Below are 12,397 nucleotides of genomic sequence, written 5' to 3' on the forward strand. Positions count from 1 at the left end.
GTTCTGTCACTGGCGATGAACGAGCCGTAGCGGCATGCTCCGTTGACGAATTCAGGGAGAACGTTATGCAGCTAGAGTTTCATCAGGTCGACGCCTTCAGTGATCGGCCGTTCAGTGGCAACCCGGCGATGGTCTATCGGCTCGACGCCTGGCTCGCGGACGACTTGATGCAGAAGATCGCCGCCGAGCACAACCTGGCGGAAACCGCGTTTCTGGTGCGCGAAGGCCAGGCCTGGCATATCCGCTGGTTCACGCCGACCACCGAGGTGCCATTGTGCGGTCACGCGACGCTGGCCAGCGCGTACGTATTGTTCGAGATTTACAAGGAAACGGCCGAGCGTCTGGATTTCACCTGCAAGTCCGGCCCTTTGAGTGTCAGTCGCGAGGGCGGTCGTTTGTGGCTGGATTTCCCTTCGATCGTGCCGTCGGAAATCGGTGTGACGCTGGATGTCGAGCGGGCGCTGGGCGTCGAAGCCGTGGACGTGCTCGGTTCCAACGAGCTGTTCGTGGTGCTGGAGTCGGAGCAGGCGGTGCTCGATTGCACGCCGGACATGGTCGCCCTGGCCAAACTGCCTTGGCTCGGCGCCATCGTCACGGCCCGGGGTAACCAGCATGATTTCGTCTCGCGCTACTTCGCTCCGGCCATCGGTATCAATGAAGACCCGGTGACCGGCTCGACCCATTGCAGCCTGATTCCGTATTGGTCAAAACGTCTGGGCAAATCGAGCCTGACCGCGTGCCAGCGTTCGGCGCGGGGCGGGGAGTTGTTCTGTCGGCTGGAAGGCGAGCGGGTGAAGATCGGCGGGAATGCGACGCTGGTCGCCAGCGGCACCTTGATGCTGGGCTGAGGCCAAAACAATGAGGGAGCCATCAGGCTCCCTCTTTGTTTTTGTGTAGATCAGTGTGCGGTGCTGTACCGGCGAACACCGTTTTCCACCGCCGGGATCTGCGCAGCCGTGCTGCCGGATGCCTGGAACAACACCAGATGCTCCGCCGCCACGCGAATCCCTACATCCGCACCGACCTGATGGTCTGCGTGGCTCGGGAAGATCGACTCCAGTTGCGCGCCGGTTGGCAGTTGCAGGCGATACAGGGTCGAGGCGCCGAGGAAGGTCTTGCCGACGATCCGTGCTTTCAACCCGCTGTCCGGTGCATAAACAATGTCATCCGGACGCAGCAACACATCCACCGCACCGCCGATCGGCCAGGTGTAGGCGCGATTGCCGCGCAGTTCACCGAGTTCGGTGTGCACCGATTCCGGGCTGCCGAGCTGGCCGCGAATGAAGTAACCCTGGCCAATGAAGCTGGCAACAAACGGCGTCGCCGGTTCGTGATAGAGGTTGTAGGGCGTATCCCACTGCTCCAGCCGGCCTTCCTTGAACACACCGACGTGATCGCTGACGGCAAAGGCTTCTTCCTGGTCGTGAGTCACCAGAATCGCACTGGTGCCACGGGCCTTGAGGATGTCGCGCACTTCATGGCTGAGCTTGCGTCGCAGCTCGCCGTCGAGGTTCGAGAACGGTTCGTCGAGCAGCAGCAGTTGTGGCTCCGGCGCCAGGGCGCGGGCGAGGGCGACACGTTGTTGCTGCCCGCCGGACAGTTCGTGTGGGAAGCGCTTGCCGAGGTTCTTCAGGTTGACCAGTTCCAGCAGCTCTTCGGTGACGCGCTCCTTGTTCGGGTGCTTGCGAATGCCGAAGGCAATGTTGTCCGCGACACTCAGGTGCGGGAACAGCGCGTAGTCCTGGAACACCATGCCGATCCGGCGTTTCTCCGGGGCGAGGGTGAAACCGGCGCTGGAGATCACTTCACCGCCCAGCTGGATTTCCCCTTCGTGCACCGGTTCGAAACCGGCAATGGCGCGCAGGGTGGTGGTCTTGCCGCAGCCCGAAGAGCCGAGCAGGCAACCGATGTCGCCGGCGTTGAGGTGCAGATTGAGGTTCTGCACCACACGTTGATCTTGATAGCCGCAAGCGAGGTTGCGCAGGTTCAGCAGTAATTCATGGCTCATGCGTGGTGATATGCCGGTTCGACGAGGAACTCGAGCAGGGCCTTCTGTGCGTGGAGACGGTTTTCTGCCTGATCCCAGGCGACGGAGCGCGGGTCATCAAGCAGGTCGAGGCTGATTTCTTCGCCGCGGTGGGCGGGCAGGCAGTGCAGGAACAGCACGTCCTCGGCGGCCAGGTCGAGCAGGGCGCGGGTGACCTGGAACGGCGCGAACAGCTTGAGGCGCTTGGCGGTTTCCTCTTCCTGGCCCATGGAGGTCCAGACGTCGGTGCTCACCAGGTGCGCGCCGCGCACGGCGTCCTTCGGATCGCGGACGATGGTCACGCGATCACCGGCCTTGGCCAGGAATTCAGGGTTTGGCTCATAGCCTTCAGGGCAGGCGACGCGCAACTGGAAGTCGAACTGGATCGCCGCTTCTATATAGCTGTTGCACATGTTGTTGCCGTCGCCGATCCAGGCCACGGTCTTGCCCTGGATCGAGCCACGGTGTTCGAGGAACGTCTGCATGTCGGCCAGCAACTGGCACGGGTGCAGGTCATCGGACAGGCCGTTGATCACCGGCACGCGGGAGTTGGCGGCAAATTCGGTCAGGGTGCTGTGGGCAAAGGTACGGATCATCACCGCATCGAGCATGCTCGACATGACGATGGCGCAGTCGCCGATGGGCTCGCCACGGCCCAGTTGGGTGTCGCGGGGCGAAAGGAAGATCGCCTGGCCACCGAGCTGGATCATGCCGGCCTCGAAGGAGATCCGGGTGCGGGTCGAGGATTTCTCGAAGATCATCCCCAGGACGCGGTTTTTCAGAGGCTCGAACAGTACGCCGCGGTTACGCAGGTCCTTGAGCTCAACGCCTCGACGGATCACGCTGACCAGCTCTTCGGGCGTGCAATCCATCAGGGAGAGAAAGTGCCTTGCGCTCATCATTGACTACCTTTTTGCTACAAACCGCAGATGCTCAAAGCCTTGTTTATCGGAACAACGGGCGAGACCTGCGGCGTAAGCCGCACGGGGCGACGAAATAGGGGGAGGCGCGATATTGACACTAAATGTCGCGTTTTTCCAATAGGCTACGATTTTTGCGGATTGTGCGGGGGTGACGAGGTCACACGAAGCGCTGGTTTGAAGCCGGATTTCCAACCCTTTGTACACTGGCGCCGCAGGGCTTGGCAATCAGGCGGGGCGGGGATGGAGCAGACCTGGTCGGTTTGCGACCGGCCAGCCATGGATTCGCCGGTCGGATGTCAGACCTGAAACATTTGCTAAAGCAAAGTGCTGGGTTATAAATAACTCACGAGCGACGCAGGAAGCCTCCGCATGGAATCGAAAGAAAAACTGTTAATGGAATTGCTGGGCCACACGGCTCGCTCACTGACTCATCTGACCGCTTCGGTCACCTCATTGTCCTTCGAACTGCTACGCAGTGAAGACGAAGTGGTCAAGACGGCCGGCCGCCACATGATCGATCGCATGGCCACCATCAGCACCGGGCTCGACGAGCACTGGCGACTGATCGGCGAACTCACCGGGGTGCACGTCGCCCACGAGCAGATCGAAACCATCCAGGAAATCCAGCTGGCAGCGCCGCCCCAGTTACCCTCCAGTTGATTGCGTCGGGCTATCGGCTCGCCTGATGGTCGTCGATTCACAAGACGAACGTCGCTGGCGCCGCGCCCGGCCACGCGCCATAGTTTTGTTCCCGCAGGCGTTATTGCCTGCCCAGAACAAGACAGAGACTGGCCATGACCAAGACTCTCCACCACCGTGCCTGCCACCTGTGCGAAGCCATCTGCGGCCTGAGCATCGAAACCACTGAAACCGACGGCCAAGTGCAGATCACCTCGATCAAGGGTGACGCACTGGATACCTTCAGTCGCGGGCACATCTGCCCCAAGGCTGTGGCGCTGCAAGATATCCAGAACGATCCGGATCGCCTGCGCCAACCCATGCGCCGGGTCGGCAGTGAATGGTTGCCGATCGGGTGGGAAGAGGCTTTTGAGCTGGTGGCTGAAAAGCTGTCGGCGATTCAGGCGCGTCATGGGCAGAACTCGGTTGCCGTGTATCAGGGCAATCCCAGCGTGCATAACTACGGGTTGATGACTCACAGCAATTATTTCCTCGGCCTGCTGAAAACCCGTAATCGCTATTCGGCAACCTCGGTCGACCAATTGCCGCATCACCTGACCAGCTACCTGATGTACGGCCACGGCTTGCTGTTGCCGATCCCGGATATCGATCACACCGATTTCATGCTGATACTGGGCGGCAACCCGCTGGCCTCCAACGGCAGCATCATGACCGTGCCGGACGTGGAAAAGCGTCTGAAGGCGATTCAGGCTCGAGGCGGTAAAGTGGTGGTGGTCGATCCGCGGCGTAGCGAGACGGCAGCGATGGCCGACCAGCACCTGTTCGTGCGTCCCGGTGGCGATGCGGCGTTGCTGTTTGGTGTGCTCAACACGCTGTTCAGCGAGGGCCTGACAACGGAAAGCCATTTGCCGGTGGACGGTCTGGACGACGTGCGCGCAGCGGTGGCGGCGTTTACGGCCGAGGCCATGAGCCCGCTGTGCGCCGTTCCTGCCGAACAGATCCGCCAATTGGCCCGGGACTTCGCCGCGGCGCCAAGCGCCGTCTGCTACGGTCGCATGGGCGTTTCCACCCAGGCTTTCGGCACGCTGTGCCATTGGGTCGTGCAACTGATCAATCTGGTGACCGGCAACCTCGACCGCGTGGGCGGTGCACTGTGCACCGAGCCGGCGGTGGATCTGGTGGCGTCCACTTCGGGCGGGCACTTCAACAAATGGCAGAGCCGTGTCTCGGGCCGTCCCGAGTACGGCGGCGAGCTGCCGGTTTCGGCGCTGGCCGAAGAAATGCTCACCGAAGGCGAGGGCCAGATTCGTGCGTTGATCACCGTGGCCGGCAATCCGGTGCTGTCGACGCCCAACGGCCGGCAACTGGAGCAGGCGCTGGACGGGTTGGAGTTCATGGTCAGTGTCGACCTCTATATCAACGAAACCACCCGTTATGCCGACCTGATCCTGCCGTCCACCTCAGCGCTGGAAAACGATCACTACGACACCACGTTCAACCTGTTCGCGGTGCGCAACGTCACCCGTTTCAACCGGGCGATCCTTGCCAAACCCGAGGGCGCGCTGCATGACTGGGAGATCTTCGTCGGCCTGGCCAAGGCCTTTGCGGCGAAGACCGACAAGGAACTGAAGCCGACGATGCCGCCGGCGAAGATGATCGACATGGGCCTGCGCATGGGCCTGTATGGCGATGCATCCGAACACAAGTTGTCGCTGGCGACGCTGTTCGATCATCCGCACGGCGTGGATCTGGGGGCGCTGAAACCCAACCTGACACCGCGATTGAAGACCGCCAATCAACGAGTCCAGGCGGCACCGCCGGAAATTCTTGCCGACCTTGCGCGCTTTTCCGCATTGCAGGCGCCGGCTGCCGATGAGCTGTTGATGATCGGCCGTCGCCATGTGCGCAGCAACAACTCGTGGATGCACAACTATCATCGACTGGTGAAGGGCAAGCCGCGTCATCAGTTGCTGATGAACCCGGAGGATCTCGCCAGTCGCGGGCTCAGCGATGGCCAGCTTGTGCGCGTAAGCTCGCGGGTCGGACAGATCGAGGTTGAAGTGCTGGGCAGTGCGGACATGATGCCGGGCGTGGTCAGCCTGCCACACGGTTGGGGCCATGCGCGCCCGGGCGTGCAGATGGCGATTGCCAGCGGCCAGCCGGGCTCCAGCGCCAACGACCTGACCGATGAGTGCCAGCTCGACGAGCTCTCGGGCAACGCGGCGCTCAATGGCGTGCCGGTGACGGTGGCGGCGGCTTGAGCATGTCTGTCGGGGAGACCGAGCAGGGCGCTCGGGATTCCGTTACAATGCGCCACCGTGCCGACCCATGAGTCGGAAAGTTCAGCCGAGGTGCTCCATGGATATCATCGAAACGATTAAAGAGCAGATTGCCAACAACACCATTCTGCTTTACATGAAAGGCTCGCCGAATGCCCCGCAGTGTGGCTTCTCCGCGAAAGCTGCGCAGGCTGTGATGGGCTGTGGCGAGAAGTTCGCCTACGTCGACATCCTGCAGAACCCGGAAATCCGTGCCAACCTGCCGAAGTACGCCAACTGGCCGACTTTCCCGCAGTTGTGGGTAGGCGGTGAACTGGTCGGCGGCAGCGACATCATGGCTGAAATGTTCGCCAACGGTGAGCTGCAGACTCTGGTCAAGGAAGCATCCGCCAAGGCTGCTGCGGCCAAGTCCGAAGCCTGATTGGTTTCTGCCCGGATTTCGGCGAGTCTGAAGTCCGGGCAATAAAAAGCCCCGCCTCTCGAAAGAGGGCGGGGCTTTTTAGTGTCTCGAGTTTAGCGCTCGCTAATTACTCGTCTTCGCCCATCTGCGATTGCAGATAGTTCTCAAGACCGACTTTATCGATCAGGCCCAGTTGGGTTTCCAGCCAGTCGATGTGTTCTTCTTCGGATTCGAGAATGTCTTCAAGCAGTTCGCGGCTGCCGAAGTCACCAACCGATTCGCAATGAGCGATGGCGGCCTTCAGATCGGCATGGCCGGTGCGCTCGATACGCAGGTCGCACTCCAGCATTTCCTTGGTGTGCTCGCCGATGTGCAGCTTGCCCAGGTCCTGCACGTTCGGCAGGCCTTCGAGGAACAGGATGCGCTTGATCAGCTTGTCCGCGTGCTTCATCTCGTCGATGGATTCTTTGTACTCGTGCTTGCCGAGCTTGTTCAGGCCCCAATCTTCATACATGCGCGCATGCAGGAAGTACTGATTGATCGCGACCAGCTCATTGGCAAGGATCTTGTTGAGATGCTGGATGACTGTTACGTCGCCTTTCATGATGGGAGTCCTGCCCTAAGTAGCGGTATATAAGGCGGAGTTTGAGCTTGGTACTTATAAGTGTCAAACCTAAGTTATTGAATAATATATGAAAATTAATCGGAATAAGAATGTTTGTGTTCCGCGTCTAGTCGCTAAGCAATTGATTTTCAGGCATAAAAAAACCGGACATAAGTCCGGTTCTTTGAAATGGGTGCAATTACGCGGCAGTAAATTCTACAGGGTAGGGGATCGCGGCCTGGGCGGTTTGCAGCTTGGTCAGGGTTTCGCGTACCACTTCCTTCGCGAGGCAGGCACATTTGCCGCATTGGCTGGCTACGCCGGTGGCCTGACGGACTTCTTTATAGCTGCAGCAACCTTCATAGATCGCTTCGCGGATCTGTCCGTCGGTGACGCCAGTGCAGAGGCAAACATACATAAGTGAGAACCGTCGCTGGTTGTGGCTCAATTGCGATGGATCTTAATGTTAACGAGAATGATTGTCAAAGTGCTTTCCCAACGGTTTTCATCGCCAACGGCTGTGACTGACGAACGGTGGTGCATGGCTGAATGCCAGCCGGGATTTCGCGAAAAACCGTTAAGGACAGTCGAAAAACGCAGTGTATGATGGTCGGCCCTTGCGAAGGGGGTTCGTGTCACAGGGCTGTCGCCTGAGGGTGGCAGGCTGGCGCGAACCCTGAACTTCAAGTTTCTACACCAGGAGATATCAATGAGCGTACTCGTAGGCAAACAAGCCCCTGACTTCACCGTCCCGGCCGTACTCGGCAATGGCGAGATCGTTGACAGCTTCACCCTGTCCTCGGCCATCAAAGGCAAATACGGCCTGGTGTTCTTCTACCCGCTGGACTTCACCTTCGTCTGCCCGTCCGAGCTGATCGCTCTGGACAACCGCATGGCCGACTTCAAGGCGCGCAACGTAGAAGTGATCGCTGTGTCGATCGACTCGCACTTCACCCACAACGCCTGGCGCAACACCCCGGTCAACAATGGCGGCATCGGCCAGGTGAAATACACCATGGCTGCCGACATGAAGCACGACATCGCCAAGGCCTACGACGTTGAATCCGAAGGCGGCGTGGCTTTCCGTGGCGCGTTCCTGATCGACGACAAAGGCGTTGTCCGCTCGCAGATCATCAACGACCTGCCGCTGGGCCGTAACATGGAAGAGCTGATCCGTCTGGTCGACGCTCTGCAATTCCACGAAGAGCACGGCGAAGTCTGCCCTGCCAACTGGAAAAAAGGCGACAAAGGCATGAACGCTTCGCCAGAAGGCGTTGCGGCTTACCTGACCGAGAACGCTGCTGCCCTGTAAGGCGCAACGTCGAGGTACAAAAAAACCGGCTCTTGAGCCGGTTTTTTCATGCGCGGGATTTAATCCGACGACCCTCAGTCGTCGAAGTCTTCCCAGCCGCCCATCTGTTTCCAGCGGTTGACGATGCCGCAGAACAGCTCGGCCGTCTTTTCGGTGTCGTAACGCGCGGAGTGCGCTTCACGGCCATCGAAATCGATGTCGGCTGCCTGACAGGCCTTGGCCAGTACGGTCTGACCGTACGCCAGACCCGCGAGGGTTGCGGTGTCGAAGCTGGAGAACGGATGGAACGGGTTGCGCTTCATGTCCAGCCGCGCGACGGCGGCGTTGAGGAAGCCCAGGTCGAAGCTGCTGTTGTGGCCGACCAGGATCGCCCGTTTGCAACCGTTGGCCTTCAAGGCCTTGCGCACGCCACGGAAGATATCGGTCAGGGCCGTCTCTTCGCTGACCGCCATGCGCAACGGGTGATCGAGCTTGATCCCGGTGAACTCCAGCGCGGCCGCTTCGATGTTGGCGCCTTCGAATGGCTCGACACGGAAGAAGTAGGTGTGGTCCGGGTAAACGAAACCCTTTTCATCCATGGCGATGGTGGTCGCGGCAATCTCCAGCAATGCGTCGGTGGCCGAGTTGAAACCACCGGTCTCTACGTCGACGACAACCGGCAGGTAGCCGCGAAAGCGTGCTGCCATTGGATGGCGTGAACCGCCGCCACCTTGACCGTCCAGTTCGTCGTCGAAATGGTCTTCACTCACGCGTGTTCCTCCAGCAGGCGCCAGCGCAGTTTTTCACCGGCGCGCAGCGGGATAACGGTCAGCTCGCCGAAGGGCAGGCTGGTCGGGGCGGTCCATTCTTCACGGACCAGGGTAATGCGATCGGTGTTCGCCGGCAGGCCGTAGAAACGCGGGCCGTTGAGACTGGCGAAGGCTTCGAGCTTGTCCAGCGCATTGCGCTGTTCAAAGGCTTCGGCATACAACTCGATGGCGGCGTACGCGGTGTAGCAGCCGGCGCAGCCGCAGGCGGCTTCCTTGGCGTGCTGGGCGTGCGGCGCCGAGTCGGTGCCGAGGAAGAACTTCGCGCTGCCGCTGGTGGCGGCGTCGAGCAGGGCTTCCTGGTGGGTATTGCGCTTGAGGATCGGCAGGCAATAGAAGTGCGGCCGGATTCCGCCTACCAGCATGTGGTTGCGGTTGTAGAGCAGGTGATGCGCGGTGATCGTCGCGCCAACGTTGGCCGAAGCCTCGTTGACGAACTGCACGGCGTCGCCGGTGGTGATGTGTTCGAACACGACCTTGAGCGTCGGGAAACGCTCGACCACACGACGCATGTGCTCGTCGATGAAGATTTTCTCGCGGTCGAACACGTCGACGTCGCCACGGGTGACTTCACCGTGGATCAACAGCGGCATGCCGACTTCGGCCATGGCTTCCAGCGCCGGGAAGATCTTGTCGATGCTGGTGACCCCGGAATCGGAGTTGGTGGTGGCGCCGGCCGGGTACAACTTGGCCGCGTGGACAAAACCGCTGGCCTTGGCTTCACGAATTTCTTCGGGCTGGGTACGGTCGGTGAGGTACAGCACCATCAACGGCTCGAAACGACTGCCGGCCGGGCGGGCAGCGAGAATCCGCTGGCGATAGCCGTCGGCTTCAGCGGCGTTGCGCACCGGAGGTACCAGGTTAGGCATGATGATCGCGCGACCAAAGGTGCGCGCAACATCTGCAACGGTATTGGTCAACACGGCACCATCGCGAAGATGAATGTGCCAGTCGTCGGGACGCAGCAGGGTCAGGCGGTCGGACATGAGGGGATTCCAGGCGGGTCAAACTGAGGCGAATGCTACCGGAAAAGACTCTTGCAGGCACTCGCTATCAAGTTTTGCGACGAGCGTCCGATATCCCATAGGTATGCCGTAAACATGTATGTATCGGTCTTTTTGTTGTAGAAGCCAATGGAGCCTCCCGTGCGCCAGCGTTATTTAGCCTTGCTCAGTGTGTTTGCCAGCCTTCCGGCGATGGCGCTGACCTACCAGACCCGTCTGGAGAACATTGAGTGGACGGTCGAGGGCGACAAGTTCGAATGCCGCCTGACGCAGCCGATCACCGATTTCGGCTCGGGCCAGTTCGTGCGCAAGGCCGGCGAGCAGGCGACTTTCCGCCTGAACGCCTACAACGCCATGCTCGGCGGCGGTTCGGCGACCTTGATGGCGGCAGCGGCGCCCTGGCAGCCGGGCCGTGGCGATATCAATCTGGGCACGGTCAGGATCGGCAGTGGCAATATCCTGTTCAACAGTTCTCAGGCGCAGGCCGGGCAACTGATCAGCGGCCTGATGGACGGGCGCAGCCCCGTGGTGCGCCATGCATCGGGCGATGGCCGTGTGTCGGAAGTGCGTCTGTTGCCGGTCAAGTTCAGCAAGGCGTTCAACGACTATCAGGCCTGCGTGGCGAAACTGCTCCCGCAGAATTTCGAGCAGGTCAAGCAATCACAGATCGGTTTCCCCGGCGAAGGCATCGAACTGGACGCCGCCGCCAAGGCCAAGCTGCAAGTCATGCTCGAATATATGAAGGCCGATCCGACGGTCAACCACATCGAGCTCGACGGCCACTCCGACAACAGCGGCAATCGCCTGACCAACCGCGAACTGTCGCGCCGGCGCGCTCTGGCGGTGGTCGACTTCTTCAAGGCCAACGGTATCCAGGAATCGCAGATCACCGTGCGCTTCCATGGTGAACGTTACCCGTTGGTGCCAAACACCAATGCCGCCAACCGGGCCAAGAACCGTCGGGTCAACGTGCACCTTGCGCGGGTGGCACCGACTACCGCTCCTGCGCCTCAGGCCAGCACACCGGCCAACGCTGCGGCGACGTCCTGACCCGCCGGTCATCGTCGCCCTCTCGACAGATTCTGTCGCTTTGTCGTCTTAAGCTGTCGCGCCTCTGTAAATTATCGCGTTTGAGCGGTAGACTCCTCGGCTTTCCGTAGAACCCCGTGGAGTGATGGCATGGCGGACGTAAACAAGGTCGTTCTGGCGTATTCCGGCGGCCTGGACACTTCGGTGATCCTCAAGTGGCTGCAGGATACTTATAACTGTGAAGTCGTGACCTTCACCGCTGACCTGGGTCAGGGCGAAGAGGTCGAACCGGCTCGCGCCAAGGCTCAGGCCATGGGCGTCAAAGAAATCTACATCGACGACCTGCGCGAAGAATTCGTGCGTGACTTCGTGTTCCCGATGTTCCGTGCCAACACCGTTTACGAAGGCGAGTACCTGCTGGGTACTTCCATCGCGCGTCCGCTGATTGCCAAGCGTCTGATCGAAATCGCCAACGAAACCGGTGCCGACGCCATTTCCCACGGCGCAACCGGCAAGGGCAACGACCAGGTCCGTTTCGAACTGGGTGCCTACGCGCTCAAGCCAGGCGTAAAAGTGATTGCCCCTTGGCGCGAGTGGGACCTGCTGTCCCGCGAGAAACTGATGGACTACGCCGAGAAGCACGCGATCCCGATCGAGCGCCACGGCAAGAAGAAATCCCCGTACTCGATGGATGCCAACCTGCTGCACATCTCCTATGAAGGCGGCGTGCTGGAAGACACCTGGACCGAGCACGAAGAAGACATGTGGCGCTGGACTGTCTCCCCGGAGAACGCACCTGACAAGCCGCAATACCTGGAACTGACCTACCGCAACGGCGACATCGTCGCTCTGGACGGCGTCGAAATGACTCCGGCCACCGTACTGGCGACCCTGAACAAGATCGGTGGCCAACACGGCATCGGCCGTCTCGACATCGTCGAGAACCGTTATGTCGGCATGAAGTCCCGTGGCTGCTACGAAACCCCGGGCGGCACCATCATGCTGCGCGCTCACCGCGCCATCGAGTCGATCACCCTGGACCGCGAAGTCGCTCACTTGAAAGACGAGTTGATGCCGAAGTACGCCAGCCTGATCTACACCGGTTACTGGTGGAGCCCGGAGCGTCTGATGCTGCAACAGATGATCGACGCCTCCCAGGTCAACGTGAATGGCGTCGTGCGCCTGAAGCTGTACAAGGGCAACGTGATCGTGACCGGCCGCAAGTCCGACGATTCGCTGTTCGACGCCAACATCGCGACCTTCGAAGAAGACGGCGGCGCCTACAACCAGGCCGACGCGGCGGGCTTCATCAAGCTCAACGCGCTGCGTATGCGCATTGCTGCCAACAAAGGCCGCAAGCTGTTCTGAGTCCTTC

13 protein-coding genes are annotated in these 12,397 nt (G+C 60.5%); 7 read left to right on the forward strand and 6 right to left on the reverse strand.

Translation table 11 applies throughout. The features are described 5' to 3' along the window. Positions 1–65: 65 nt before the first annotated feature. Positions 66–848 carry a PhzF family phenazine biosynthesis protein gene (locus AC1RR7_RS16835; protein WP_493066030.1) on the forward strand — a complete coding sequence of 261 codons (783 nt, stop codon included), beginning with the start codon at positions 66–68 and terminating at the stop codon, positions 846–848. 50 nt (positions 849–898) lie between these two features. On the opposite strand, the gene AC1RR7_RS16840 is transcribed toward AC1RR7_RS16835, so the two are convergent. Together AC1RR7_RS16840 and argF are read right to left on the reverse strand one after the other, a co-directional pair. Further along, a complete protein-coding gene (locus tag AC1RR7_RS16840; protein WP_102620763.1) occupies positions 899–2,008 on the reverse strand; it encodes an ABC transporter ATP-binding protein in 1,110 nt (369 codons plus the stop codon). Then, the gene (gene argF, locus AC1RR7_RS16845) at positions 2,005–2,925 is read right to left on the reverse strand and encodes an ornithine carbamoyltransferase (protein WP_096818463.1); all 921 of its coding nucleotides are present in this window, start codon (positions 2,923–2,925) and stop codon (positions 2,005–2,007) included. The genes AC1RR7_RS16840 and argF overlap by 4 nt, the downstream gene beginning before the upstream one ends. 393 nt (positions 2,926–3,318) lie before the next feature. Here argF and plzR point away from each other — a divergent pair, with 393 nt between their 5' ends. From plzR to grxD, 3 genes are all read left to right on the forward strand, one after another. Further along, positions 3,319–3,609 carry a PlzR type 4 pili assembly inhibitor gene (gene plzR / locus AC1RR7_RS16850; protein WP_085730176.1) on the forward strand — a complete coding sequence of 97 codons (291 nt, stop codon included), beginning with the start codon at positions 3,319–3,321 and terminating at the stop codon, positions 3,607–3,609. Between the two features lie 134 nt (positions 3,610–3,743). Further along, complete coding sequence (locus tag AC1RR7_RS16855; protein ID WP_493158030.1) at positions 3,744–5,849, forward strand: molybdopterin oxidoreductase family protein; 2,106 nt, start codon at positions 3,744–3,746, stop codon at positions 5,847–5,849. A 97-nt stretch (positions 5,850–5,946) separates the two neighbouring features. After that, positions 5,947–6,288: a Grx4 family monothiol glutaredoxin gene (grxD, locus tag AC1RR7_RS16860; protein ID WP_003227729.1), complete on the forward strand. Its 342-nt coding sequence runs from the start codon at positions 5,947–5,949 to the stop codon at positions 6,286–6,288. Positions 6,289–6,394: 106 nt separating this feature from the next. Here grxD and bfr read toward each other — a convergent pair whose 3' ends face one another. Both bfr and AC1RR7_RS16870 read right to left on the reverse strand, forming a co-directional pair. Further along, positions 6,395–6,871 carry a bacterioferritin gene (bfr, locus tag AC1RR7_RS16865; protein WP_102620761.1) on the reverse strand — a complete coding sequence of 159 codons (477 nt, stop codon included), beginning with the start codon at positions 6,869–6,871 and terminating at the stop codon, positions 6,395–6,397. A gap of 199 nt (positions 6,872–7,070) precedes the next feature. Then, on the reverse strand, positions 7,071–7,289 hold the full coding sequence (locus AC1RR7_RS16870; protein WP_003227725.1) for a bacterioferritin-associated ferredoxin: 219 nt from the start codon (positions 7,287–7,289) through the stop codon (positions 7,071–7,073). A gap of 291 nt (positions 7,290–7,580) precedes the next feature. Here AC1RR7_RS16870 and AC1RR7_RS16875 point away from each other — a divergent pair, with 291 nt between their 5' ends. After that, complete coding sequence (locus AC1RR7_RS16875; protein ID WP_003227723.1) at positions 7,581–8,183, forward strand: peroxiredoxin; 603 nt, start codon at positions 7,581–7,583, stop codon at positions 8,181–8,183. A 74-nt stretch (positions 8,184–8,257) separates the two neighbouring features. On the opposite strand, the gene rnt is transcribed toward AC1RR7_RS16875, so the two are convergent. Beyond that, positions 8,258–8,932 carry a ribonuclease T gene (gene rnt, locus AC1RR7_RS16880; protein WP_085709496.1) on the reverse strand — a complete coding sequence of 225 codons (675 nt, stop codon included), beginning with the start codon at positions 8,930–8,932 and terminating at the stop codon, positions 8,258–8,260. Next, entirely contained in the window at positions 8,929–9,975 is a 1,047-nt protein-coding gene (pyrC, locus tag AC1RR7_RS16885) for a dihydroorotase (protein WP_095190451.1), read from the reverse strand. The genes rnt and pyrC overlap by 4 nt, the downstream gene beginning before the upstream one ends. 159 nt (positions 9,976–10,134) lie before the next feature. Between pyrC and AC1RR7_RS16890 the strand changes: the two genes are divergently transcribed. Beyond that, positions 10,135–11,043, forward strand: coding sequence for a flagellar protein MotY (locus AC1RR7_RS16890; protein ID WP_096818459.1), 909 nt, complete (start codon positions 10,135–10,137; stop codon positions 11,041–11,043). A 129-nt stretch (positions 11,044–11,172) separates the two neighbouring features. Next, entirely contained in the window at positions 11,173–12,390 is a 1,218-nt protein-coding gene (locus AC1RR7_RS16895) for an argininosuccinate synthase (RefSeq protein WP_096818458.1), read from the forward strand. The last annotated feature ends 7 nt before the right edge of the window (positions 12,391–12,397 follow it).

The organism is Pseudomonas sp. GW821-FHT11G12 (assembly GCF_058808055.1).